This window comes from Rhodopseudomonas julia, from assembly GCF_030813515.1.
Lineage (GTDB): Bacteria > Pseudomonadota > Alphaproteobacteria > Rhizobiales > Afifellaceae > Afifella > Afifella julia.
In genome coordinates, this window is record NZ_JAUSUK010000002.1 from 379,515 (window position 1) to 402,242 (window position 22,728).

General features: G+C 63.3%; 24 protein-coding genes. 9 read left to right on the plus strand and 15 right to left on the minus strand.

The features are described from left to right. The first annotated feature begins 112 nt into the window (after window positions 1-112). Both J2R99_RS10925 and J2R99_RS10930 read left to right on the plus strand, forming a co-directional pair. Window positions 113-739 carry a hypothetical protein gene (locus tag J2R99_RS10925; RefSeq protein ID WP_307154511.1) on the plus strand — a complete coding sequence of 209 codons (627 nt, stop codon included), beginning with the start codon at window positions 113-115 and terminating at the stop codon, window positions 737-739. 64 nt (window positions 740-803) lie between these two features. Continuing rightward, window positions 804-1,463: a DUF2971 domain-containing protein gene (locus J2R99_RS10930; protein ID WP_307154512.1), complete on the plus strand. Its 660-nt coding sequence runs from the start codon at window positions 804-806 to the stop codon at window positions 1,461-1,463. A gap of 270 nt (window positions 1,464-1,733) precedes the next feature. Here the strand turns inward: J2R99_RS10930 and J2R99_RS10935 are convergent, their stop codons facing one another. Then, the gene (locus J2R99_RS10935; protein ID WP_307154513.1) at window positions 1,734-2,105 is read right to left on the minus strand and encodes a SecDF P1 head subdomain-containing protein; all 372 of its coding nucleotides are present in this window, start codon (window positions 2,103-2,105) and stop codon (window positions 1,734-1,736) included. A 101-nt stretch (window positions 2,106-2,206) separates the two neighbouring features. Then, window positions 2,207-2,875, minus strand: a complete 669-nt coding sequence (locus tag J2R99_RS10940; RefSeq protein ID WP_307154514.1) for a hypothetical protein — start codon at window positions 2,873-2,875, stop codon at window positions 2,207-2,209. Window positions 2,876-3,054: 179 nt separating this feature from the next. On the opposite strand from J2R99_RS10940, the gene J2R99_RS10945 reads away from it, so the two are divergent. Further along, a complete protein-coding gene (locus J2R99_RS10945; protein ID WP_307154515.1) occupies window positions 3,055-3,468 on the plus strand; it encodes an ASCH domain-containing protein in 414 nt (137 codons plus the stop codon). Between the two features lie 10 nt (window positions 3,469-3,478). On the opposite strand, the gene J2R99_RS10950 is transcribed toward J2R99_RS10945, so the two are convergent. Next, complete coding sequence (locus J2R99_RS10950; RefSeq protein ID WP_307154516.1) at window positions 3,479-4,306, minus strand: arylamine N-acetyltransferase family protein; 828 nt, start codon at window positions 4,304-4,306, stop codon at window positions 3,479-3,481. A 174-nt stretch (window positions 4,307-4,480) separates the two neighbouring features. Here J2R99_RS10950 and J2R99_RS10955 point away from each other — a divergent pair, with 174 nt between their 5' ends. Beyond that, window positions 4,481-4,951, plus strand: coding sequence for a pyridoxamine 5'-phosphate oxidase family protein (locus J2R99_RS10955; RefSeq protein ID WP_307154517.1), 471 nt, complete (start codon window positions 4,481-4,483; stop codon window positions 4,949-4,951). Further along, window positions 4,948-6,315, plus strand: a complete 1,368-nt coding sequence (locus tag J2R99_RS10960; protein ID WP_307154518.1) for a pyridoxamine 5'-phosphate oxidase family protein — start codon at window positions 4,948-4,950, stop codon at window positions 6,313-6,315. The genes J2R99_RS10955 and J2R99_RS10960 overlap by 4 nt, the downstream gene beginning before the upstream one ends. Window positions 6,316-6,505: 190 nt before the next feature. Here J2R99_RS10960 and ptsP read toward each other — a convergent pair whose 3' ends face one another. Genes ptsP through dhaK form a run of 3 tightly spaced genes read right to left on the minus strand, consistent with a single transcriptional unit; the run spans window position 6,506 to window position 10,772 of the window. Then, the gene (gene ptsP, locus J2R99_RS10965) at window positions 6,506-9,046 is read right to left on the minus strand and encodes a phosphoenolpyruvate--protein phosphotransferase (protein WP_307154519.1); all 2,541 of its coding nucleotides are present in this window, start codon (window positions 9,044-9,046) and stop codon (window positions 6,506-6,508) included. After that, the gene (gene dhaL / locus J2R99_RS10970; RefSeq protein WP_307154521.1) at window positions 9,043-9,702 is read right to left on the minus strand and encodes a dihydroxyacetone kinase subunit DhaL; all 660 of its coding nucleotides are present in this window, start codon (window positions 9,700-9,702) and stop codon (window positions 9,043-9,045) included. Before dhaL ends, ptsP begins: the two co-directional genes overlap by 4 nt. 2 nt (window positions 9,703-9,704) lie before the next feature. Beyond that, window positions 9,705-10,772, minus strand: a complete 1,068-nt coding sequence (gene dhaK, locus J2R99_RS10975) for a dihydroxyacetone kinase subunit DhaK (RefSeq protein WP_307154522.1) — start codon at window positions 10,770-10,772, stop codon at window positions 9,705-9,707. 712 nt (window positions 10,773-11,484) lie between these two features. Here dhaK and J2R99_RS10980 point away from each other — a divergent pair. Beyond that, window positions 11,485-12,108 (plus strand): hypothetical protein, encoded by a 624-nt coding sequence (locus J2R99_RS10980; protein ID WP_307154523.1) that lies wholly within the window; start codon window positions 11,485-11,487, stop codon window positions 12,106-12,108. Between the two features lie 72 nt (window positions 12,109-12,180). Here J2R99_RS10980 and J2R99_RS10985 read toward each other — a convergent pair whose 3' ends face one another. From J2R99_RS10985 to J2R99_RS10995, 3 genes are all read right to left on the minus strand, one after another. Beyond that, complete coding sequence (locus tag J2R99_RS10985) at window positions 12,181-12,843, minus strand: cytochrome b/b6 domain-containing protein (RefSeq protein ID WP_307154524.1); 663 nt, start codon at window positions 12,841-12,843, stop codon at window positions 12,181-12,183. A gap of 94 nt (window positions 12,844-12,937) precedes the next feature. Then, window positions 12,938-13,396 (minus strand): c-type cytochrome, encoded by a 459-nt coding sequence (locus J2R99_RS10990; protein ID WP_307154525.1) that lies wholly within the window; start codon window positions 13,394-13,396, stop codon window positions 12,938-12,940. Between the two features lie 325 nt (window positions 13,397-13,721). Next, window positions 13,722-14,408: a protein phosphatase CheZ gene (locus J2R99_RS10995; RefSeq protein ID WP_307154526.1), complete on the minus strand. Its 687-nt coding sequence runs from the start codon at window positions 14,406-14,408 to the stop codon at window positions 13,722-13,724. A 172-nt stretch (window positions 14,409-14,580) separates the two neighbouring features. On the opposite strand from J2R99_RS10995, the gene J2R99_RS11000 reads away from it, so the two are divergent. Both J2R99_RS11000 and J2R99_RS11005 read left to right on the plus strand, forming a co-directional pair. Beyond that, entirely contained in the window at window positions 14,581-14,964 is a 384-nt protein-coding gene (locus J2R99_RS11000; protein ID WP_234628742.1) for a response regulator, read from the plus strand. A 664-nt stretch (window positions 14,965-15,628) separates the two neighbouring features. Beyond that, window positions 15,629-16,297 carry a response regulator transcription factor gene (locus J2R99_RS11005; RefSeq protein WP_307154527.1) on the plus strand — a complete coding sequence of 223 codons (669 nt, stop codon included), beginning with the start codon at window positions 15,629-15,631 and terminating at the stop codon, window positions 16,295-16,297. 66 nt (window positions 16,298-16,363) lie between these two features. Here the strand turns inward: J2R99_RS11005 and J2R99_RS11010 are convergent, their stop codons facing one another. The 6 genes from J2R99_RS11010 to J2R99_RS11035 form a co-directional block, all read right to left on the minus strand. Beyond that, window positions 16,364-17,167 (minus strand): response regulator, encoded by an 804-nt coding sequence (locus J2R99_RS11010; protein ID WP_307154528.1) that lies wholly within the window; start codon window positions 17,165-17,167, stop codon window positions 16,364-16,366. 340 nt (window positions 17,168-17,507) lie between these two features. Continuing rightward, entirely contained in the window at window positions 17,508-17,933 is a 426-nt protein-coding gene (locus J2R99_RS11015) for a response regulator (RefSeq protein ID WP_307154529.1), read from the minus strand. After that, window positions 17,933-19,681 carry a sensor histidine kinase gene (locus tag J2R99_RS11020; RefSeq protein WP_307154530.1) on the minus strand — a complete coding sequence of 583 codons (1,749 nt, stop codon included), beginning with the start codon at window positions 19,679-19,681 and terminating at the stop codon, window positions 17,933-17,935. The genes J2R99_RS11015 and J2R99_RS11020 overlap by 1 nt, the downstream gene beginning before the upstream one ends. Beyond that, window positions 19,671-20,033 (minus strand): putative pterin-binding protein, encoded by a 363-nt coding sequence (locus tag J2R99_RS11025; protein ID WP_307154531.1) that lies wholly within the window; start codon window positions 20,031-20,033, stop codon window positions 19,671-19,673. The genes J2R99_RS11020 and J2R99_RS11025 overlap by 11 nt, the downstream gene beginning before the upstream one ends. 689 nt (window positions 20,034-20,722) lie before the next feature. Further along, window positions 20,723-21,268, minus strand: a complete 546-nt coding sequence (locus J2R99_RS11030; protein ID WP_307154532.1) for a hypothetical protein — start codon at window positions 21,266-21,268, stop codon at window positions 20,723-20,725. Window positions 21,269-21,366: 98 nt separating this feature from the next. After that, the gene (locus tag J2R99_RS11035; protein ID WP_307154533.1) at window positions 21,367-22,068 is read right to left on the minus strand and encodes a GntR family transcriptional regulator; all 702 of its coding nucleotides are present in this window, start codon (window positions 22,066-22,068) and stop codon (window positions 21,367-21,369) included. Window positions 22,069-22,226: 158 nt separating this feature from the next. Here J2R99_RS11035 and J2R99_RS11040 point away from each other — a divergent pair, with 158 nt between their 5' ends. Further along, window positions 22,227-22,640, plus strand: a complete 414-nt coding sequence (locus tag J2R99_RS11040) for a DUF3830 family protein (protein ID WP_307154534.1) — start codon at window positions 22,227-22,229, stop codon at window positions 22,638-22,640. The last annotated feature ends 88 nt before the right edge of the window (window positions 22,641-22,728 follow it).

Here is a 22,728-nt window from a genome sequence, read left to right on the forward strand (position 1 = left end):
GAGTCTTCTTGGTCGCTCCCTCCCCTGGCCAAGGTGGGGCGGGCTGCTGGACTGGGAGGTTGTTGATATAGTTCTCAACATACCTGCGACGCAGTTCAGGGAGGGTTGTGAGATGAGCAAGGAAGAGGACGAAAGCCGTTGGCTCCGTACCGATGAGCCGAGGGACGTGGCGGGCTCGATCCGTCATGCACTTCGCAGCGCAGATTTCGCAAACGAAGACCCACAGGCATGGAAGTGGGTATTGCTGGCCCTGCACTCGGCGCTGCAAGGGGCATGCGTCTGTCACCTAACGACAACTGCGCAGCCAGTGGGTGCACTCACGAAGAAGAGCACGAAGGCGTGGCGGGACTATCTGAACACTCAAGGCGCTCAAGGTGCCCGTGAATTGCCGGAAACGCGGCTATTGGAGTTCTACGATCTGCTGAAGGCCATACGTAAACCCAACAGTGTTGGCAGTGGGGCACAATCCCCCGGAATCGCGATCAGCGACGTCGAGCTGAAGTGGCTGAAGCGTGTCCATAAAGAGATTCGCAATCAGTTTATTCATTTCGAACCGACGGGGTGGTCGATCGAACTGTCAGGCGTGCCCGAACTTGCTCGATTGATCGCGCGGATCGTCAACGAAGTGCTCGATGCCGATTGGGCCTTTCGTCATCTTGAAGACGCCGAACGCGGAGCCTTGCAAGCCGACATTAGCCGACTGGCGGCGAACAATTGGCTGCCCGATATCACCAAGTAGGATTGAACGAGAATGGCCCGGCCCATCTCCTGGTGCAGCCGGTACGGGCCAGCATGAGGCATCCATGCGACTCTATCACTTCACCTCCGCCAAATACGGCCTCGAAGCTATCAGGAAGCGCCGGCTCAAGGTGGCGGAAATCTTGGAACTCAACGATCCGTTCGAGTTTCTCGGGCCTGTCGTGGATACGCCCGAGGATCGCCGTGCTCTACAAAAGTGGAAGAAACAACTCGCAATCTCCTTCGGCATCATCTGCATGAGCGATAACTGGAGGCATCCGCTTCTCTGGGGGCACTATGCCGAGAAGCACAAGGGGGTGGCATTGGGCTTCGATGTTTTGAACCCGGAGCTGTTTCAGCCGGTTCGCTACGTGGAGCGCCGTAAAACTGTCGACGACTACGGAGTGGCAGCCCTCAGTGCGTTTGGCGAAGCCGAGATGAGAACTACGCTCTATGAGAAGTTTTCCGCATGGCAATACGAGGCGGAATACCGAGCGTACGTGAAGCTAGACCAGAAGGATCCGAAACTGGGTCTGTATTTCATGGACTTCGTGCCGGTGTTGAAGCTTGCAGAAGTCATCGTTGGCAGCAGGAGTGATCTGAAACGTCGAGACGTGCAAGACGCGCTCGGAGACTACGTCGAGCACGTGGACGCTTTCATGTCGCGTCCGGCGTTCCGCAGCTACAATGTCGTGCGGCAGAAGAATGACCGGATGTGGAAGTAAGCGACCGGCATAAATGTCCTGCCACTTCGCCGTTACCCCTATCTCCCCCGGTCAAGCATCCGCCTGAGCGGTCCTATATCGCTAGGTCGGCTCGTCCGCGAGCCCCGAGGCCAACCGGGACTGTGCCATCGCCGACCAACCTCTAGCCCCGCCCATGTTGCGGGCGAGGCCCGGCTTTCTGCTGTGCGGAAAGGGTGGTGCCGAGAGATTGGCCCCGGAGAGGTTCTGGGCGCCGCGGAATGGTCGCGGATGCGGGCCGCGTGGCGGTTGCTATTTTGCCGGGGCGAGGGTGAGGATGGAGCGGCCGCTCTGCAATCGCTTGGCCAGATCCTGGCTTTTTGCTGCGCTCTCCGATCCGCCGATCGGGAGAGGGCCGCCGTAGATCGGTGAGCGGATCATCGGCGTGACGAGCACCTCGCCGTCGACCGTGACGGCGATCTTTTCTTGCTGATGCGCCTGCGTGAACCGGGCGAAGGCTTTCGCGCTGTCATCGTCGAGACGGATGACGACCTCCCATTGCCGGCTCGCCTCGTTGAACATGGTTTCGGCCTCTGCCGGCGACAACACGAGCGTGTCCGCGAGGGAGGGCGTCGGGAGAAGGCCGGCCAGGAGGGCGGCGGCGAAGATGTGTCGTATCCGCATCGGTCTTTCCGGGTTCAGTCGTCAGACATATGAATGCGTAAAAGGGGATCGGGCGCATATATGGCGGCCATCGGAGGCGCCGGCACGATCGATGCGTCCGCCTAGTCTCCGAGAATGATTCCGGCCCGCCTCAGCCATGCTTCGGGGGCGGCGGATTGCAAGGTTCCGCCGCTCGCGCAGACCAGGGGACGGACCTCTCGGTTGGAAGGCCATTCGACCTTCGCCTTGTCGAGCGCCGCGAAGTCGCAAAAGACCGGGCTCGTTTCAACGAACTGGGTGGGAAAGCCTTCGATGGCGCCCGTCACACAGGAGAGCCTTTCCTCTCCATGCCCGGGGCACAGCAGCCAGACGAAGCTCATCAGCACGACGTCGCTGCGATAGCGAAAGGAGCCGTCGGGATCGACGATTCGATCGCCCAGTTCCGGCCCCATGGATCTTGAGACGTAGAAGCTGAAGAGAGCGGATCGTTGCGTTTCGGCGAGCTCAAGGGTGCTGCTGGTGACGACGTTGAGGATGGCGCGGACCGTGGAGCTCGGGCAATTCGCATCCGGCGCGGGCGAGCGGCCATTGCGCAGGCCGCTGAAATGGTCGAGCCACGGGCCGACCTCCTCGATGCGTTCCAGGACGAAAGTCTGCCGCTCGCAGAACGCCTTCGCCGCATCGAACGGCTTCGCCTCGGCGGCTTGTGCCTGGATCGCGAAGAGGGCCGCGGGTATCGCCACAAACAAAGCGGCTGCCCACGAAACAAACGGCTGCTTTGGCGGGGGCATGGTTTCCTTCCTGCTGTCCGAAGAGGGGGTGCCGGCGAGGGGTCTCGGTTTTCTGTCATAAACGTCAAGGTCGCGACTCGGTTATATGGCGAAGCGATATTCATGGCTTCGGATGGGCCGCATGCGGCGGGGCCGAGCGGGGCCCCGCGGGCCTTGGGAGGCTGGAGGGAGATGCGCTGATGTCTGAGGAGTTGGCGACGCTGAAGCGGCGGTATCCGGGGGCGGAGACGTTCAAGTTCGGCGACAGCGCCGCGTTGTGCGACACGCTTCTTGCGCTGGTGCGCGCCGGCAGGAAGGTGGCGACCTGCGGTGCGCTGCGGGACTTTGAGGCTGGCGAGCCGATGCCCGCCATCGGGCGGCGGGACATCGCGCTCAACTGGGACGACACGCCGGCGCTCGTCATCGAGACGGTCGAGCTCGTGGAATGCCGCTTCGACGAGGTGACGGAAGCGATGGCACTCGCCGAGGGCGAGGACGACAGCCTGGAGGGCTGGCGCGCGGGCCATCGCGGCTATTTCGAACGCAATGGCGGGTTTTCGCCGGATCTGCCGATCCTTTGGGAGCGGTTCGTTCTCATTGAAGATCTGGCCTGAGAGGGGCGGGTCAGGCGGCGAGTTCGAGCCGCTGCGTGTAGAGTTTTTCCCACAAGGCGCCGATTGTTCGGCGTTCGTAATTGAGGCCGAAACCTTCCACGACGAGGCGTTCGAGCTCGGCCGGCGAGGCGATCTGCCAGTCTTTCGTGACGCCGTCGGCGCTGACGCGCTTTGCCGTCCGGTTCATCAAGGTGAGCTGGGCTTCGGGGCGCGTCAGGCTCAGCATCAGATTGTCCGCGAAGGGGGCGCCCGCCCGCCAATGGGTGCAGAGATAATTGGCGCTTTCGATGTCGATGGCGGTGAAGGGGCTGTCGTCGAAACCGAAGAGTGAGAGAAACTGCTCGCCCTCGCGCCGCTGGAGGAGCGTCTCGCCGGTTGCCGCGTCATAGCCGAAGCGGAAGGTGGCGCCGGCGACCGTCTGCTCCTCGTTCATAACGAGTTCGAGCGGGCCGAAGGGGCCGGGACCGCCGAAGCCGGCATCGACGAGAAAATCGCGCCCTTCAAGCGTTGCGATGAAGGCGAGATGGGCGCGGATGCCGCCCGTTTCAGCGCCCATGCGCACGCGGGCGAGAACCGGCCTTGCGGTGAAGCCGAGCGCCTTCAGCGCCGCGCCGAAGAGGCCGTTCAGTTCGAAGCAATAGCCGCCGCGCCGCTGGACTATGAGTTTCTGCCAGATCGCGTCCGGCGCAAGGTCGGGGACGATGCCGAGATAGGGCTCGATATCCTCAAAAGCGATCGTCGCCATCTGGGCGCGCTGGAGCGCGGTCAGGCCTTCCAGGGTCGCCGGGCCTTGGCTGAGCCCGATGCGGGCGAGATAGGTCTCTAAATTGAAAGACATGGGTTGCTTCTCCCGGTGGCGCGCCTTGGACGTGGCGTGGCGCGGTCGGACGGCTTTTAGAAAGAGGGGCGGGCCGGCGCTTCCTAAATGCCTCTTAAGGGCGGCGACGCGATCCTAAAATTCGCCTAAGCTTGCGCGGTGCCGGCGCGGGCCGGGATTCGGGCTTTGCGGGCCATGCGGATCGACCAAGAGCTTGCCGATTTCATTGCGAGCCCCGTGATGATGATCGTCGGAACACGCGACCCGGCGAACCGGGCGGAGATCGGTCGCGGCGTCGGGGCGTGGCCGGTGCCGGACGGACGTGCCGTCGAGATCGTCGTCTCCGCCTGGCAATGGAGCGCGACGGTCGCCAATCTCCGCGACAACGGGGCTGCGGCGATCACCTTCACGCGGCCGGTCGATTACGTCTCCTACCAGGTGAAAGGCCGGGCGCTGGTGGGCGAGGCATCGCCCGCCGCCCGCGACCGCTCGGCCCGCTATATCGCGGCGATGACGGAGGCACTTGCCGCGCTCGGCGTGGCGCCGGCGATGAGTGCTCTCTGGCTTTGCGAGCGCGAGCCGGTTCTCGTGCGCCTGGCGATCGAGGCGGTCTTTCACCAGACGCCCGGGCCGCGCGCCGGCAAGGAAGTGGAGGCGGACAGGTGAGCCTCAGACTGTCAGATCTCTCCGGCTGTTTCGAAGGGGTCATTCCCTCGGTCGTCGCGACCGTTGCCGAGGACGGGACGCCCAACATTTCCTATCTCTCGCATGTGGTGATGGTGGACGAGGCGCATGTGGCCCTGTCGAACCAGTTCTTCACCAAGACCGCCGCCAATCTGCGTGCCAATCCCGTCGCGACGCTTCTCCTGGTCGATGGTCGTGACGGACGGCAGTTTCGCCTGGGCCTCAGCTTTCAGCACCGGATGGAGGAGGGGCCGCTCTTCGTGCGGGTCGCAGCGCAGCTTGCGGCGACGAGCGCCCAGGTCGGCATGGCCGGCGTGATGCGCCTGCGCAGTGTCGATGTGTTTCGCGTCGAGGATATCGTCGAATGTCCCTCGCCCGAAGGTGACGTGCCGGCGCCCGTTGCCCGCGAGCCGAGCCTTGCCGAGGTCGCGGCCGTCGTCGAGCGGATTGCGGGGGAAAGCGAACTCACCGGGGTGGTCGATGAGATCCTGCACGGGCTCAATCGGTATCTCGGCTATCGCCATGTCATGGTTCTGCTTGGACCAAATGGGGGCGTGCATGGGGGCGCGGGCGCAGAAGGGAGTGGCGGGACGCTGACGACGATCGGCAGTCTCGGCTACGAGCGCTCCGGCATCGGTTCGGAGGTGACGGTCGGCGAGGGCGTGATCGGCATGGCCGCCGCCCGGGGCCATACGGTGAAAGTCAGCGATATGAGCCGCGTCCGCCGCTATGGCGCGGCCGTGCGCCAGGCGGGCGCCGACGAGGACCGGCTGCGCATGATTCAGCTGCCGGGCCTTGCCGATGCGATGAGCCAGATCGCCGTGCCGATGATGGCGCATGGCAGCGTGCAGGGCGTGATCTTTGCCGAAAGCCGCGAGCGCCTCGCCTTCGGGGCCGTCGCCGAGATCGGGCTTGCGATCGTCGCGCATCAGGCGGCGCAGGCCGTCACGCTTGCCGAAATGCTGGCGCGCGAGACGGCTTCGGGCCGCGAGCCGGATGCCGCCGAGGAGCCGCCCGAAGCGGCGTTTCAGGTCGATCATCACGCGTTCGACGACAGCGTCTTCATCGACGGCAGCTATGTCATCAAGGGCGTGGCGGGGCGGGTGCTCGTGCATCTCCTGGAGGCCTATCTGCACCAGAGACGCACGGATTTCAGCAATCGCGAGATCCGCCTGGCACGGGATCTCAAGCTGCCGGACTACAAGGACAATCTGGAGACGCGCCTTCTCCTCCTGCAACGCCGGCTCGACGAGCGGGCGATGCCGGTGCGGCTCCTGCGCCAGGGCCGCGGGCAGATCCGGCTCGTCCTCAAGGGTCAGCCGGTTCTGCGCCGCCTCGACAGATAACCGCGGTTCGCGCTTTTGAGCGCGCTCGCCTGGCTGCGGGATCAGCCGGCGCTTCAGGCGCGCGCCGACCACCTTTTCGACGTGATCGCCGGCGCCATCCTGACGAAGGGGTGAGACGCCGGCGGGTTTGTCTTCGGGGTGGGCTCAGGCCCGCCTGTGGCCTGGCCTGAGCCCAGCCCAGGCCAGGTTTTCAGTCCGTCTCGATGTCGTCGAGGAAGGCCGCGACGCGTTTGCGGACGGCTTCCGCGCCGTCGAGTTTCAGGACTTCGGCTGCGAGATCTTCGCAGGCGGGCTTTGCGAGGCGGCGGACGGTGAGCTTGAAGGTGCCGATATCGACGGGCTTCATGCTGAACTCGTCGAGCCCGAGGCCGAGAAGGATCGGGGCAGCGAGGCGGTTGCCCGCCATCGCTCCGCACATGCCGATCCAGATGCCGGCCTCGTGGGCCGCCGCAATTGTGCGGGCGACCATGCGCAGGACCGCCGGCTGAAGCGGATCGGAGAGCTTTTGCACCTTCGGGTTCGCCCGATCGGCCGCCATCATATATTGCGTGAGGTCGTTGGTGCCGATGCTGAAGAAATCGACTTCCGGGGCGAGGCGATCGGCCATTTCGGCGGCGGCCGGCACCTCGATCATGATGCCGATTTCGAGCTTGTCGTCGAAGGGCTGGCCGGCCTTGCCGAGCCGGTCCCTGACCGCCTCAAGCCGATCCTTTGCGGCCCGCAGCTCCTCAAGCGTGGAAACCATCGGGAACATGATGCGCACGGGACCCTCGGCGCTCGCCCTGAGGATCGCCGCGAGCTGGGTGTCGAAGAGCGCCGTCTCGTCGAGGCTGTAGCGCAGGCCACGCCAGCCGAGATTGGGGTTTTCCTCCGCCGGCCGATCCATATAGGCGACCGGCTTGTCGCCGCCGATATCCATGGTGCGCACGGTGAGGGGTTTGCCCTTCAGGCCGGCGATGATGCGCTTGTAGATCTCCGTCTGCTCGTCCTCGTCCGGCGCCGCATCGCGGTCCATGAAGAGGAATTCGGTGCGCATCAGGCCGATTTCTTCCGCGCCGCTGTCGGCGACGGCGGTGAGCTCTTCGAGCGCGGCCATGTTGGCGGCGGCACGCACGAGGTGGCCGTCTTTGGTTTCGGCCGCGAGGTCTTTGGCCGCTTCCGCTTCGGCGCGAAGAGCTTCGAAGGCGGCGCGGTCGCGCTCCATCCTGGCGATATCATCCGGATCGGGCCCAAGGTCGAGGCGGGCCTTGCCGCCGTCGAGCAGGACTTTCTGCCCGTCTTTTACGGCGTTCAGACCCTCGCCGAGGGAGAAGACGACGGGGATCGACAGATTGCTGGCCAAAATGCCGGCATGAGAGGTTTCGCCGCCGACCGCGGAACAGATGCCGAGAACCGACGTGTCGGCGAGGCGAAGGACGTCGGAGGGGCGCAGTTCGTGGAACGCCAGAATGGCCGGCTCGTCGGGGAGAGCGGAGGCCGCCTCGTCTCCGATGAGAAAGCGCAGGACGCGCTGGCCGACATCGACGATATCGGCGGCCCGGCCCTGCAGGAGCTTGTCTTCGAGCCCGGAATAGGTGTCGGCGAGGTCCGACATCGTCTCCTGCCAGATTGAGGCCGCGCCGAGCTTTTCGGAGCGGATGCGTTCGCGCACGCCGCCGGTGATTTCCGGGTCGTGGAGATAGGTGATGTGGGCGGAAAAGATCTGGCGATCGTAATCGCTCAGGCCTTCGCCCATCGCCTGCATGGCGGCCTCGATCTCCGCTTCCGCATCTTGCAGCGCCTTGTCGAAACGCGCGATTTCGGCGTCGAGATCGTCGATTGCGGCCACCTCGATCTTCGGCATTTCCTGGCGGACATGATGGAGCGGGCCGAGGGCGAAGCCGGGCGCGATGGTGATACCGGTCAAAGTGTCGGTCGCCTCCGGTGCCTCCGACGTGCCGGGAGAAGAGGCGGCCTGAGCCTTGGACGGGGCCGGCTTTGAAGGTGCGGGCGCCTCGGCCGGCATCTCGTCGTCTTCGCCGAAATTGTCCTCGACGAGGCGGCGCATCGCGGCAAAGACCGCGTCTGCTTCTTGCGGTGACGCGGTGAGACGGACACGGTCATTGCCGGTGACGGCCGAGAGCATGATGCCGTTGATGCTCTTGGCGTTGACCGGCTTCTTGCCCTTGGTGAGGTTTTCCAGACGGATGTCGCCGTCAAAGCCGTTCATCGTCTGAACCAGCAGCGAGGCCGGGCGGGCATGCAGGCCATGCCGGTTGCGGATGACGAATTCCTCGGCCTTGGCGTCGCTGTCGTCCTTGGCTGCAGCCGCGTCGGTGTCCGCCATTTCCGCTTCGGGAGCGGTGACGGCACCGGCTTCCTGGGCCTCGCGCATGACGTCGGCGAGCTTGCCGCCAGAGGCGATCTGCACGGCGGCGGCGAGGACGCCTTCCACCAGCGGCGCGTCGCAGAATTTCACCTTTTCCTGCTCTTCGGGCTCCAGGAGGTCGATCGCCATGTCGGCGCTGAGCTTTGCCGAGCCGAGATCGGCGAAGATCAGAACGCCTTCATCCGACATGACCTCGTGGATCGCCTCCAGGACACGGATGCCATCCGTGCCCAGAGGGTTTTCCGGATCATCGACGCCGCCAGCCGCGGCGATCGGGATCTCGACCTGGGTCATCCCATCGGCGAGTTCCTTCACGCCCTCGGCAAGCCTGGCGCTGTGCGAGACGACGACGATGCCGATCATTGCGATGTCTCGGCGACCGCATCGGCGAGCGCACGGATGATCAGGTAGCTCGAGGTCGCGCCCGGATCCTGATGGTCGATGCTGCGTTCGCCGAGATAGCTCGCCCGGCCGCGCTGGGCCTGCATCGGGATCGTCGCCTTCATGCCTTCTTCCGCGGCTTCGGCGGCGGCTTTCAGCGCTTCGACGGCGCTCTTGCCCTCGGCCACGGCCGCCTTCAGCGCTTCGGCGGCCGGGATCTGCGCATCGAGCATGGTCTTCATGCCGGGTTCGGCGCGGCCGCGCTTCTTCACCCCGGCGATGCCGTCCTCGAACATCGTCACGAGATCGGCCGGCTCAAGTTCGGCCTTGCCCGCAAAGGGTTTTCCGGCGTCGAGGAAGAAGGTGCCGTAGAGCGGCCCGGAGGCGCCGCCGACCTTGGAGATCAGCGTCATGGCGACGGCCTTCAGGACCGCGCCGACATCTTCCTTGTCGGAGAGCGTCGCAACCACGGCCTTGAAGCCGCGGTCCATGTTGTTGCCGTGATCGGCATCGCCGATCGGGGAATCGAGCTCGGTGAGATAGGCGCGCTTTTCGGCGAGCACGTCGGCGCTCTTCTGGAGCCAGAGGCGGATGGCGGCGGCCGAAACGGCCGCCTCGCTGTTCGTGGTGTCGCTCATGGTCACACACCCCAACGCAGAGCCGGCGTGTTCACCGGCGCATCGTAAAGGCGCAGGATCTCCTCGTCGGCCTTTACCAGCGTGATCGAGACGCCAGCCATCTCCAAAGAGGTGATGTAATGGCCGACGAGCTTGCGGACGATCTTCACGCCGTGCTTTTCGGCGACTTCGGCGAGCTTGGCGTAGACCGTGTAAAGCTCAGAGATCGGCGTCGCGCCCATGCTGTTGACGATGGCGATCGCCTCGTCGCCGGACTGGAAGGTGATGTCCTTCACCTCGACATCCACCCAATCGCCCTTTTCCGGATCCCACTCTGTGAGCTCGCGGGTGTAGGCGCCGTCTTCCAGAATGCGGGTGGCGAGGATTTCGGTGATCTCGTCGGCGCTCTTGATCGGCATGCGCTCGGTTCCCGGCTCGCCATGAATGCCGATGCCGATTTCCATCTCGTCATCGGCGAGTTCGAAGCTCGGCGTGCCGTTCTGCGGCGTGGTGCAGGGTGTGAGCGCCATGCCCATGCTCTTGCCGTGGATGTTGACCTTCTTGCAGAGGGCGGCGAGCTGGTTGAGATCGTAGCCTTCCTGGGAGGCGGCGCCGCAGACCTTTTCGGCGATGACGGTGGTGCCCAGGCCGCGGCGGCCGGCGGTGTAGAGCGAATCCTTCAAGGCGACGTCGTCGTCGATGACGACGTTGCGGACTTCGATGCCCTCGTCGCGCAGGAGATCGGCGGCCATGCGGAAGTTCAACACGTCGCCGGTGTAGTTCTTGATGATCTGCAGGATGCCCTTGCCGCCGTTCACGGCCTTGCCGGCTTCATACATCTGATCGGGGGTCGGCGAGGTGAAGGTCTGGCCGGGGCAGGCCGCATCGAGCATGCCCATGCCGACATAACCGCCGTGAAGCGGCTCGTGGCCGGCACCGCCGCCGGAGACGACGGCCACCCGGTTCTGGACGCCGCCGGCGACGGCAACGTAATTCGGGTCGAAATGGACCTCGATTTCAGGATGGGCGAGGCCGAATCCCTTGAGCTGTTCCAGCGTCACGTCTTCGGCGTTGTTGATCAACTTCTTCACGGCTTGTCTTCCTTTTCAGGAGTGGGGAGCTTGGGTGGCGCGCAATAAACGCGCCTCTGCGCCGGGCCTCGGGCCATGGCGCAGCATCTGCCTCTCGGCAAACGACGATCTCCTTGAAACGCGGAGGGTGAACCGCGGAAGGTCGTCGGGCCCGAGATGAAGACAGGGGAGGAGAGGGCGTTTCGAAGACCCGCGCTGCGCCTCGCCTTCATATGTGGCGGCGCGCCTTTGCCATCCGGCGGGCCTGCGTGCGGCCGGTCATCGGAAGATGAGGCGGAAGAGGAAGCTGCGGACGGGCGACGGGACGCGCGGGCAAAAGCGGCGCGGGCAATCTTGGAGATGAAAAGGGCGGGGGAGATGGGAATGGCGGGTCTGGCGCCGGATTTTCCAAAAAATAACGTCGATATCGGGGGCTTTGCGCCCGCTGAGCTTACTTTTTCAAGTATAGATCCCGACACCATACGCCTATTCTCTACGATGACATCAATTTTCCCGCGGAGATTGAGATGTCATGCGTATGCACCTAGCGTAATAGATCTTCGTAACTGTCATATAGTCATGCAAAACCCGGGGCAAGGTGTAATTGATTGAAATCAATTGGACATCTCGGGGCCGCGCTCGGCCTTTTCGTTGGCCGGCGCGTGCGTGTGCGGGGGCGCGTACGGGTTGCGGTCCGGAGGAAACCTTGCCGCGCCGCGGGCGTTCACGAGCGATGACACGCTTTCCTTCCCTTCCCGTTCTCCCCCTCGCTCTTCCCCTCGCTCTCATCTTCGCGCTTTCCGCCTGCTCTCCGGACGCAGATCAGCAGGAGGCGAACGGGACGGCTTCGAAAACGTTCGAAAGTGCGGCGGCGAGCGGGCCGCAAGAGACGAGCGGGTCGCGTTCCTCTCCCGAAACCGGGCCTGCGAAGGTGATCGGGCTCGATGGGCTCGGCGATCTTAGGATCGGCAATCCGGTGCCGGAAGGGGGAAGCTTTGCGGAGCGGGGGGCGCAGACGAGCGATGCCTGCCGCACGGTGAGTTCGCCCGATTATCCCGGGGTCTATGCGATCGTCGCCGACGGCAAGGTGCAGCGCATTACGGTCGGGCAGCGCTCAGACGTCAAACTGGCCGAAGGTGTGGGCGTCGGCTCCACCGAGACAGAGGTGCGGAGCTGGTTCGGCGGCTTTCGCGAAGAGCCGCACAAATATGAAGAGGCGCCGGCGAAATATCTGACCGCGCCGAATGCCGAAAGCGGCACCTCGGCCCTGCGCTTCGAGATCGGGCGCGAGGGGAAGGTGAAATTGTTTCATATCGGCGTGATGCCGTATCTCGCCTATGTCGAGGCCTGTGCGTGAGGCTGCGTCAGGGGAGAAGCGTGATCAGTCCGGGTGAGACGGCCCGCGGGGGGAGCCCGCGGACCGGGTTTCTCACAGGCCTTTCTTGCGGCCGGTGAACATCGGCGTGATCAGGTCTTCGTGCTTGTAGAGCTTGTAGAAGACGATCGAGGCGATGTGGACGCCGACCATGATCAACAAGAGCGTCGACAGGGGTTCGTGCCATGAGAGCGCCTGCCGCGCCGTCTCGATGGAGACGTATTTGGCGAGCGGTCCGGCATTGATGTAATCCTCCGGATCGGCCAGGAGGCCGGTGCCGATCTGCATCGCGAGGACGATCAGAACGCCGACGATGAACAGCGCGCCGAGAGGATTGTGTCCCGGGCAGTTCGACGGTTCGCGCGAGGCGAAGTGGCGGGCGTAATGCAGGATTTTGCGCGGGCCTTTGACGAAATTCACGAAGCGCGCATTGGCGGACCCGACAAAACCCCAGACGATGCGGATGACGACGAGAGCCGCCACCGTGTAGCCTGCGTAAAAATGCAGCGTCATCTCATCCGGGCCGAATTTGCCGAGCCCCCAGGCGGCCGCGAAGGCTGCGACGAGGGCCCAGTGAAAGATACGCACCACCGGATCCCAGACGCGGATCTCCTCGCCGGCCCGCAAGGGCGCGTGATCGGAGGTTCCGGCCTGGTGCGGGATATCGCCGGAGGGGCGGGGGACTGCGCCCCGGCCCGGTTCGCTCATTGTCGACATGTCTCAAATCCCTTGGGTTTTGTGTTCCTCGGGTTCGAGGATCGCCTGGTCCAGAGAGGCTCCGAACCAGGCGTCCCAGGCTTCAAATTCCGGCTCAAAAGTCCTTGGCGCGGAAATCGTCGTGGCAGGATTTGCAGGTGCCGCCGAGCTTGCCCACGGCCGGACGCAGCTGATCGAGGCCTTCACCGGCGACGGAATTGAGGTTCTGAACGGCGGCGACAAAGGCTTCGCCCTTTTCCTGCATGCCGTCCATGTTGTCCCAGATCGCCGGCAGAGCACGGGTCTTGCCGGGCAGGTCGGCGTTGGAGGTGCCGGGGGCAAAGAGGGCTGCCGTCGAATAATGCGTCAGCGCCTCAAGGTTCGCGGCATTGGTCTTGGCTGCTTCGGCGTCGTAATCCTTTTCGCCCTTCGCCATCGCGGCGAGGTCGTGCATCTCAAGACCGAGCAGGCGGAAATAACCGATCCGGGCATCGGCCACATCCTGCGGCGACTGGGCGAGTGCCAGGCTCGGAGCGGCAAGGACGGCGAGGGAAAGGAGAAGTCTGCGCATCATAATATCCTTCGGGTAATTTCTTTTCAGGTGCGAGTTCGCAAAGCTGCGAATTCCGCGGAGGTGCCCCGTCCCCGCCGTGCCGGTTTTGCCAATACATATCGGGACCGGAATGCGACACCGGGACACCCCACGAAAGGCGTAGGGCCGGAAATCGCGGATCTCTGCGGAAGTCTCTGCCGTCGCTCACGAAGTTGTGCGGCACCCGTGATGCGCCAAAAGAAAACGCCCGCGCGAGGCGGGCGTGTGCGAAGGCTTGAAGGCGGGCCCGAAGGTTTTTCAGGCGGCTGCCCCGGACGGTTGCGACGCGTTCGGCCGGGGGAAGATGTCAGTTGAAAAGGGAATCGATGTCGTCCTGCGAGACGACGTTCTCGTCGCTCTTGAGCGCCGGACCGTTGAGGAGCGCCTCGTCGCCCTCTTCCTCCGGCTCGTCCTCGGCATGCTGCTCGAAAGCCGTGGCCTCGCCGGACCAGATCTTCAGCATCTTGTCGATGCGGCTTTCGATGAATTGCAGGAGGTTGACGACCTTGGAGATGCGCTGGCCGGTAATGTCCTGGAAGTTGCACGCCTCGAAGATGGCGATGCAACGGTCATTGATGCCCTGGAGCTGGGCGCGCTCGTCATCACCGAGCGTCTTGCCGAGCTTTCTCGCAATGTCGTCGATCTCCTCGGCGGAGGTGAGGATCGTCTCGGTGGCGCCCTCGGTGTCGGCGACGACGGCATCGAGCTCGTCGGCAGCGCGGTTGAACTGCTTGGAATCGACCACTTTGGCATGAATCGAGGCGATTTCGCCACGCGTGTCGCGGATGGCGTGCTGAATGGCCTCGACGCCCAGCCAAAGCTTCTGCTGATCGGCGACGACTTCATCCTGCTTGCCGGCGATCTGCCGAAGCTCGGAAAGCTCGGTGAAAATCTTGTCGAGGCGAAGTGCCAGGCTGAGCTGCTCTGTGGCGTGCTGTGCCCAAGCTTCCTGCTCGGTCACATCCTTTTTCGCGGTGGCGCGCTTTGCGGACATACGTGAACCCTATCCCATCAAAGAAAGTGGCGACTGTATATTCGAAGGCCCGAAAAGAGAAAAGATAGCGGGGGTTTGCGGCGCAAGCCTGGCGCAAGTCAGTTCAATTTAAACACACCTCGATCCCGCCGGAGATAGCGGTGCAGTCTAGATTCTATATGGAGCGCGGCGAATGTCGTTGAACCTTTCTATGCCGATCCTTGTCGTCGACGATTACAAGACGATGATCCGGATCATTAAGAACCTGTTAAAGCAGCTCGGCTTCGAAGATATCGACGAAGCGGCCGATGGCAGCGAGGCGCTCAACAAGATGAAGGAGCGCGACTATGGTCTCGTCATATCTGACTGGAACATGGAGCCGATGACCGGTTACGAGCTTCTGAAGCAGGTGCGGGCCGACGACAAGCTGAACGCGACGCCGTTCATCATGGTCACTGCCGAGGCGAAGTCAGAAAACGTCATCGCCGCCAAGAAAGAAGGCGTGAGCAATTATATCGTGAAGCCGTTCAATGCGCAGACGCTGAAGGGCAAGATCGAAGCCGTCTTCGAGAACTGATCACGTTGCCGAGGCCCGACCTCCATGGTTCGGGCATGGCACGGCTCGGGCTGACGCACCGATCTAGCTTCCAGATTGTCTTTCTGGAGGCTTTCGGCGCAAACGTTTCAACGACCGCCGCTCCTCTCACTCTCGCGGTCGTCCGCGCGGCTGCTTCGGCAGCCGCGCGCCCCTCACACGCAAACCTCTCTTTACTCTCTCTTCCTCCTCGCGACCCTCTCTTCCGGCCCGCATCCCTCGTCCTCACGCCTTTGTGAGCCTCGGGTTCCCCACGATCGTTCCTTTGTGAGTCCAAAAGACAATGCAATTGCCCCGCTTCCGGGGTGATCGGGCGCGATCGACGACCTTTTCGGTCGAAAAACCGTGGCGCATCGGCAACAATCCGCCCCTCGGAACGCCCTGATCGGTCTCCTCTCGCGCTAATTTCGTCCTGCACGAGGCCGGTGTCTCGCCGAAAACCGCAGAAATCCGCGGGTTTTTCGGCTGCGAAACGATAACCTTTCATTATCCAGCAATTTGGAGCGAAACGTCTCCGGCAACGGATTCAGTTCTGATTGAGTGGAGTGAAGTTGATCGGTACTTCGAAACCCATCGGAGCCGCAGTTCTCCTGCAAGCAATACTGCGGAATACGAAAAATTTTAATTTAAATACCGAGGGTGCGAGATGTACGTCGTTGTTGATCCCCGGGCAGAGGTCGCTGCCGGTTTCACGTCCATGTTCAGCCGCGAAGGGCTTTCCGCCGTCGGTTTCGACTCCGAAGAGTTCCAGGAATGGCTGACGACGGCCGCTGAGCGGGATCTGTCGGCGGTGCAGGGCTTCCTCCTTGGAGAGTTCGCCGAGCGGCCGAATTATCCGAACCTCATCCGCAGCCATTCGCGGGCCCCGATCATCGCCCTGAGCGATGTGCGTTCGCTGGAGCAGACGCTGGAGCTTTTCACCGCGGGCATCGACGATGTGGTGCGCAAGCCGATCCATGTGAAAGAGATCGTGGCACGCTCCGATGCCGTGTGGCGGCGCATGAACGGTCCGAAGCAGGAAGTTTCCAGCGACCGGCTGAAGATCTTCTTCGACGGCCGCGACCCGGAAGTCGACGGCGAGCCGCTCGCCCTGCCGCGCCGCGAGCGCCACATCCTCGAATATCTGGCGAAGAACCGCATGCGTCGCGTGACCAAGACGCAGATCTTCAACGCCATCTACGGCGTCTTCAACGACGATGTCGACGAGACGGTCGTGGAGGGTCACATCAGCAAGCTGCGCAAGAAGCTACGCCTGCGCCTCGGCTTCGAGGTGATCGATGCGAAGCGCTATCTCGGCTATCAGTTCGTCGCCTGAGCGGCGGCGAAGTTTTCGGACGAGCACAGATCGGGGAAGACACCCCGGGAGAGGTCTTTGGCCGGTTCAGCCGACCTTGAGACCGAGACGAGCGGCCTGACGCTCGACAAAAGCATGCATGCGCTCAAGACCGGTTTCGGTCAGGCGGACGAGGGTGCGACGACGGTCGGTCTCGTCTGGGAAACGCATGATGAGATCCGCTTCCTGCAATTCGTCGATACGGCGCAGCGCCGTGGTCGTGGCGACACCGGAGGCGAGACACAGGCTCGTGACGGACACGAAGCGGCCGGTGGCTTCCGCGACGGCGAGATCAAGCATCATATCCCAGGCGGGATCGGAGAAGAGCTTCGCCTTGAAGATCGCGTCGCGATCGGTGCGTGCTGCGACCAGGGCGCGAAGATAATCGGATTCCGTCGCGGACTGGGACGGTTCGGGGCTCGTGCGACCGGTGAGGTCGAGAGCCCTGCGGATGGCGATCGCCACTTCTTCCGCAGAAACCGGCTTTTGAAGAAAATCGACGGCATTGAGGCGCAGCGCCGCGACGGCGCGATCGAGCGACGCATTGCCCGTCATGACCACAGCGGTGAGAGGCCGGCTGTGCCGCCTCGCCGTCAGCTTCTGCAGGAGCTCGATCCCGTCGATCTGGGGCATCTGCAGATCGGTGACGATGACGCGCAAACCTGGGTTGCGCTGAACGATCGCCAGAGCTTCGACTGCGGTGCTCGCCTTCAGCGGCGGCAGGTCAAGCGCGGCCAGGCCTTCGGCCAGCTCATCGAGGATGTCGACATCGTCGTCGACGAGGAGAATCTGCGGCTGGGAATTGGTTCTGGCACCAGGTTCCTTGGTATCCATATCGTGCTGATACCTCACGATGCCTCCTTCCGTTTCACGGCGGAGATTGAGAGGCACTTCCTAAGACGGGGTTTAGTCAATTGATCCGAAACGCGCGAAGCTTGCTAAGCTTTTATTGACGATACACCCATCGGGTCGTCCGGTCGAAATCGGCCGGCCATAGCCCGAGCACCCCGAAGAGGGACTTAATCCGTTGGTCCGCATCGTGTAAACAGCCTGAAGGTCCGCATCATTCTTGCCCGAAGGCATTCTGCCCCCTGAGATCGGAGACAGAGGCTGTAGCAACTAAAGGGCGTTCTGCGTCCTTTTGTTGCATTGGGGCAAGTCTCTCAGCTTTGGACGACAGGGGCAAGAGGCTTCAACGCGAAGCTGCATTCCGGCGCGCGGCGGAAAGCGGCCAGCGGAGGATCTTGCAGTCCACGAATCGCGCCTCCAGATCCGCCAGCATTTCGAACGGGTCGACGGGCTTGAAGAAGAGGACGTCGGGGCCGAAAGGTTCGCCGAGCACAACGTCTGTCGCCTCGCCGGTGATGAGGGCAATAACCCGCGGACGCAGCGGTTTCGGGAGCCTTCGGGCCCGCCCGATGAGGTCGAGACCGCTCATTTCGCCAAGGCGCAGATCGGTCAAAAGGCAGTCGGGCGCAAGGCCCTGTACAAGCAGGGCGTGCGCCTGCGAAACGCTCGCGCACAAGGTCGGACGCCAGTCCTCGGCTTCCAGGAATTCGGCGATCTCGGCGGCGAGCTCGCGCTCGTCCTCACAGATCAAAATTGAGCGAGGTGCCATCAGGCGGCTTCTTCAAGAGACAGGGCGTCAGAGGCAATGGGCAGGCGGATGGTGAAGCATGCCCCGGCCCTGACGTTGCGGGCGACGATCTCGCCGTTCATGTCGCGCACGATGTTGCGGACCATGGAAAGGCCGAGACCGGTGCCTTTGCCGACGGGTTTCGTCGTCACGAACGGATCGAAGATATGGGCGATGATGTCGTCGGCGATGCCGCCGGCATTGTCTTCGAGTTCCAGGACGACAGTGCCGGCCTGGACGCGGCCACGCACCTGGAGAACGGGCGTTCGATCGACATCACGATCGTGGAGCGCGTCGAGGGCATCGCGCGCATTCACCAGAATGTTGACGATGACCTGCTCGAACATGGTCTGTTCGCCGGCCACAGCGAGATCGTTGGGAAAATCGAGGTCGATGTCGAGGCGAATGCCGGCGGCGCGATATTGCTCGGCGACGAAGCCGATCGCGAGCTGAACGGCGTCGTGAAGCGCGAAGGGCTCGCATTGCTGGGAGGTGAGGCGCCCATATCTGCGGACCTGGTCGGTGATGCGTTTCACCCTTTCCACCTGGTCGCTGATGCGGGTGAGTTTGCCTGCCAGCGCCTCGCCGGTCTCGCCATTCTCCAACAGGCGGCGGGCATTGGCGATGGCGAGCCGGATCACGGCGAGAGGCTGATTGGTTTCGTGAGCGATGGCCGTCGCCATTTCGCCGAGGGTCGCAAGCTTGGCGGCCTGCATGACCTTGAGTTCGGCATCGCGCAATTTGGTGACGTCGGCGAGCGCCAGCATCCGCAGCCGGCGGCCGCGCCAGCGCGCGGACGAGATGGTCCCGCGCAGGGAGCTGATCTCGCCGTCGCGGCGACCGAAGCTCATGATGATGGAGCGGGCATCACCCTGATCGGTCGCCTTGGACACATCGATCGCTGCCTGGATGAGGCGCGTCCAGTCCGGATGGGAGAGTGGGGCGCCGACCAGCCCGACCGCCTCGTCATTGGCGAATTTCACTTCATGGTTGTCCGGATCGAAGATCAAGGTCACGAACGGCATCGCCTGCATGGCCTTCTCGAAGCTCGTTTCGACCTCGATCTGGGCGCGCCGTGCCTCCAGGACGTCATGAAGACGTCGGCGATCGCGTCGCGCCTGCACGACCAGAAGCAAAATGAGGCCGCCGCCGCTGATGAACATCAAGGTGAGGGGGAGCGCTGCCGTTTCTCGCGAAAGCTCGGCTTCGCGGCGATTGATTTCGTCATTGTCGACGACGGCCGCTTCCAGGATGGTTTGCAGGTCGCGTCCGAGAGGAACGAGTTCGCTGCGCCATTGCGAGATGATGCGCCCGCTCTTCGGCGGTGGCGGAAGCGGGTCTTCGAGGCGGGCGAGATAGGCGTCGATGCGCGTCCGATAGGCCTTGAGGGCCGGGGTGAATGTATCGATGCCCGCAATCAGACGGCCTTCCTTCGACGCATAGAGAAGCGGCAGGCGCGAATCGAGAAGCTCCAAGCGCAGCTTGAGCTGGTCGATGATGCGAGGAGAGGGCTTTTCGCGGGCGATATCCAGGGCGGAGGTGGTTTTGACGTATTCGAGCTGCGCCTGATAGGCGACCCAGCCCGAGCTGCGGATGGACATCGCCAGGAGCTGGCGCTGCTCGGACTGTCGCAGATAGAGCATGCCCGTTGCCATGAAGAGGCCGAGCGTCGTGACGACGAGGGCGCCGGCAAGCAGCCTGCGCGCGATTTTTGCCTTCTTACTCAACACGGAAGTCGATGCTCCGGATCTGCCAGATCATCCGGCTGTGGTAGAGATGGCTTTTAAGCTCCGGATACGCATCGACGGGATAGACGATGCGGAAGGGGCCTTTGTCGCGGATGCGCATTTCCTGCCCATCCTGGCGCACCGCCATGATGACGTCGTAGAGCGCCCAGTCCGATTGCGGGATTTCGGCGGAGTAATCGTTGAGCGCGACCAGAGCCGCTTCGACGACGGGGAGGCCCGCAAGGTCGGCAAGGGTGGCGAGAAGCGGACCGCTGAAGGCCTGGTTTCCCGCTTCCCAGGGCGTGTGCGTGACGATCACCTGCTGTTGCAGCGCCTCGATGTCTTCGCGGCTCATCAGCTTTTCCGCGAGTACTGCGCCGCTTTCGCCAAGCCAACGCAACGTCAGTTCCTGTGCTGCGACAGGACTTCCGGAAACAATTGAAAGTGCGACGGCTAAGAAAAGTGAGAGGCGGGACATTAGGAGGCCTGCGATTTGTATTTTGCGTGCATTGTCGTGCAATCTTGAAAATTAGGTTTATTCGAGAAGATATTTTGTCGCGATAGAGTTTGCCGAGAGATCCGGTATCTCTTCGCCGTATTAAAAACTACATCGTCTCTAAATTGGCAGCTGTGTCGTGGTTATCGTGGATGATCGTGAGGCTGTGGGCCTTCGTGTCCTGCTTGCCCGCGTTATGTTGCAGTTTTCCGAAGCTGACGCAGCAGAACAGAAACACTTGATTTTGCAGTTAAGGAGCCCGACTCGAAGAGATTAAAAACTGATGGGTTTGCAAAGTCTGGAACGGTTCCAAAGGGGGCGAGCGTGCCGGGCATAAGGCGGAAAACCGCCTGTCGAAGTGACGGCGGAAAATCCAATTGGCCCCTGAGAGGCCTGCGAGATCTGGAGCTGCGACCTGGCGTCGCGGTTTGGCGTCGGGTGTCGCAATGCGGCCCGGGGCGAGGTGAACGCCCCCTCGACCGGGCCCGACCGGGCCCGACCGGGGCTCGATCGCCGCCGGGGAGACGCCTTGAGGATGTGTGGCGGGGCTACCGGCTCATCTCGCGACGCCCGGCCCGAAAGGAATCCTCCACGCCTTCGACCACCCGGTCGTAAGTGTCGCGCATTGACGCCGGATATTGCAGGCTGAAGCCCTGCACGGTGTCGCCGCGCACGAAGAATTTTTCGTAGAAAATGTCTGAACCGCGATAGCCGGAGACGACCAGCCAGTTTCGGCCCTGAGGCGAGTAGGTGACGTTCTCGTAGCCATCGGTGCCGCGCATGAGGGCGCGCAGATCGACAGCCCCGTCGACACCTTCGACCACACGGGCGGAGATTTCGAGCCGGGCCCCGTCGCCGACGAAGGCCGTACCGTAGGCGAGGGGCGTCTCTTTCGGGAAGAGCTTTTCAGGATAGGCGATGCGGGCGCCCGAGCGAGGATCGGCGTAAGTCGTCCAGCCCTGCCCGCTTTGGGGCGCGGCGACCACGGAGGCCGGCATAAGGATGGCTGCCGTGGCGAGAGACGTTGCGGCGATGAGCAAGGCGGTTGCGGTGGCGCCCAAAATCGTGCGCAGGGTGGCGGCGAAAGCCCTCATGATGGCGTCCTTTCCACTGTGCGAGTGGAGACGAACGGCAGGGGGAGGGCATCGTTCCGAAATGGCGGGCCGTCTCACGCCCCGCCTCACTCCCGATCTCACTCTCCGGCGAGCGAGGCGATCATGTCTTCCATGCCGGCGGTGTTGTGCATGCGCAGGATGGCGGCGCAGGCGGCGAAATCGTGCCGGCGAAGCGCATCGACGAGGAGGCGGTGTTCTTCGATCACGGAGGCGAGCCGGTTCGGCCGGTAGCCGAGGCGCCGGCGCAGCGCATAGATGAGCTCCCAGCCGAGTTCGAAGAGGCGGGTGGCTTCCGCATTGCCGGCCAATTCGAAGAGCCGCATGTGCAATGTGCGGTTCGCCATGATGATCTCTTCGAGGTCGGCTCTCTCCACGGCCGCGGCATGAGCCGCTTGCAGACTGGAAAGCTCGTCGAGCATGGCAAGGGTGATACGCGGCATGAGCCTTTGCACCGCGAGCGTTTCGAGCGCGGTGCGGACCTCGTAGACGTCCTTCAGGAATTTTTCGTCGATCGGGCGGATGACGGCGCCGCGATTGGGCAGGATGGCGACGAGCCCTTCGCCCTCCAATTTGCGCAACGCCTCGCGCACCGGCATGGCGCTGAAGCCGAAGCGCCGCGCCGCATCGGCGACCTTCAGGCGCTCGCCGGGCCTGTATTCGGCGGTGACAATGGCGCGCCGGATGAGCGCCGTCGCCTGTTCCACCGAGGTCGGACCAACCTCCTCCTCCTGCGCATCCATCCCGATCACAACCCGAGCCTTGCGGCTCTTTTCCCCCAACCTGTTCTCTTTGCCACAGAAGAAGCACTTGCTCCATTGGTCAAACGGCGCGCGCGGAGAGTTTCCCGGTGAAGGGGCTGCAAGCACCGGCGCCGGGTGCTTGTGGCTGTCGCAAAAGTGGGGGAAAAGCGGCCGGTTGCGAGGAATGGGAGAAGGCGATGTCGAAGCTCGTCGTGAGTGCGGGGCCGTACCGGTTCGATGCGAGGCTTGAGGAAGAGGCGGCGCCTCAGACCTGCGCGGCGTTCCGCAAGGTGATGCCGTTCGAAAGCAAGATCGTGCATGTGCGCTGGAGCGGCGAGGGCGTGTGGATCCCGCTCGGCGACATGCAGTTCGGCGTCGGCTACGAGAACCATACGAGCTATCCGGCGCCCGGCCAGATGGTGCTCTATCCGGGGGGCATCAGCGAGACGGAGATCCTGCTTGCCTATGGCGGCGTGCATTTCGCCTGCAAGATGGGCCAGCTCGCCGGCAACCATTTCATCACGCTGACATCGGGCCTCGACGATCTCGCCAAGCTCGGCCCGATGACCTTGTGGGAAGGCGCGCAGCCGATCCGCTTCGAATTCGCCTGAGCCGCTGGGGCTCAGGCTTTCGGTCAAAATTCCGCGAAGGCCGGATCGGGAGGCGGTGCCTTGCGATCCGGCCTTTTTGCGTTTGCGG

What these genes read in the sequence shown, in the direction of transcription:
- J2R99_RS10935 (WP_307154513.1), bottom strand. Translation starts at nt 2,105, where the DNA reads ATGCGGATACGACACATCTTCGCCGCCGCCCTCCTGGCCGGCCTTCTC.
- J2R99_RS10985 (WP_307154524.1), bottom strand. Translation starts at nt 12,843, where the DNA reads ATGTCGACAATGAGCGAACCGGGCCGGGGCGCAGTCCCCCGCCCCTCC.
- J2R99_RS11005 (WP_307154527.1), top strand. Translation starts at nt 15,629, where the DNA reads ATGTACGTCGTTGTTGATCCCCGGGCAGAGGTCGCTGCCGGTTTCACG.
- J2R99_RS10980 (WP_307154523.1), top strand. Translation starts at nt 11,485, where the DNA reads ATGACACGCTTTCCTTCCCTTCCCGTTCTCCCCCTCGCTCTTCCCCTC.
- J2R99_RS10930 (WP_307154512.1), top strand. Translation starts at nt 804, where the DNA reads ATGCGACTCTATCACTTCACCTCCGCCAAATACGGCCTCGAAGCTATC.
- J2R99_RS10955 (WP_307154517.1), top strand. Translation starts at nt 4,481, where the DNA reads ATGCGGATCGACCAAGAGCTTGCCGATTTCATTGCGAGCCCCGTGATG.
- J2R99_RS10950 (WP_307154516.1), bottom strand. Translation starts at nt 4,306, where the DNA reads ATGTCTTTCAATTTAGAGACCTATCTCGCCCGCATCGGGCTCAGCCAA.
- J2R99_RS10925 (WP_307154511.1), top strand. Translation starts at nt 113, where the DNA reads ATGAGCAAGGAAGAGGACGAAAGCCGTTGGCTCCGTACCGATGAGCCG.
- J2R99_RS11000 (WP_234628742.1), top strand. Translation starts at nt 14,581, where the DNA reads ATGTCGTTGAACCTTTCTATGCCGATCCTTGTCGTCGACGATTACAAG.
- J2R99_RS10945 (WP_307154515.1), top strand. Translation starts at nt 3,055, where the DNA reads ATGTCTGAGGAGTTGGCGACGCTGAAGCGGCGGTATCCGGGGGCGGAG.
- ptsP (WP_307154519.1), bottom strand. Translation starts at nt 9,046, where the DNA reads ATGATCGGCATCGTCGTCGTCTCGCACAGCGCCAGGCTTGCCGAGGGC.
- J2R99_RS10990 (WP_307154525.1), bottom strand. Translation starts at nt 13,396, where the DNA reads ATGATGCGCAGACTTCTCCTTTCCCTCGCCGTCCTTGCCGCTCCGAGC.
- J2R99_RS11030 (WP_307154532.1), bottom strand. Translation starts at nt 21,268, where the DNA reads ATGAGGGCTTTCGCCGCCACCCTGCGCACGATTTTGGGCGCCACCGCA.
- J2R99_RS11040 (WP_307154534.1), top strand. Translation starts at nt 22,227, where the DNA reads ATGTCGAAGCTCGTCGTGAGTGCGGGGCCGTACCGGTTCGATGCGAGG.
- J2R99_RS10995 (WP_307154526.1), bottom strand. Translation starts at nt 14,408, where the DNA reads ATGTCCGCAAAGCGCGCCACCGCGAAAAAGGATGTGACCGAGCAGGAA.
- J2R99_RS10940 (WP_307154514.1), bottom strand. Translation starts at nt 2,875, where the DNA reads ATGCCCCCGCCAAAGCAGCCGTTTGTTTCGTGGGCAGCCGCTTTGTTT.
- J2R99_RS11015 (WP_307154529.1), bottom strand. Translation starts at nt 17,933, where the DNA reads ATGGCACCTCGCTCAATTTTGATCTGTGAGGACGAGCGCGAGCTCGCC.
- J2R99_RS11025 (WP_307154531.1), bottom strand. Translation starts at nt 20,033, where the DNA reads ATGAGCCGCGAAGACATCGAGGCGCTGCAACAGCAGGTGATCGTCACG.
- dhaL (WP_307154521.1), bottom strand. Translation starts at nt 9,702, where the DNA reads ATGAGCGACACCACGAACAGCGAGGCGGCCGTTTCGGCCGCCGCCATC.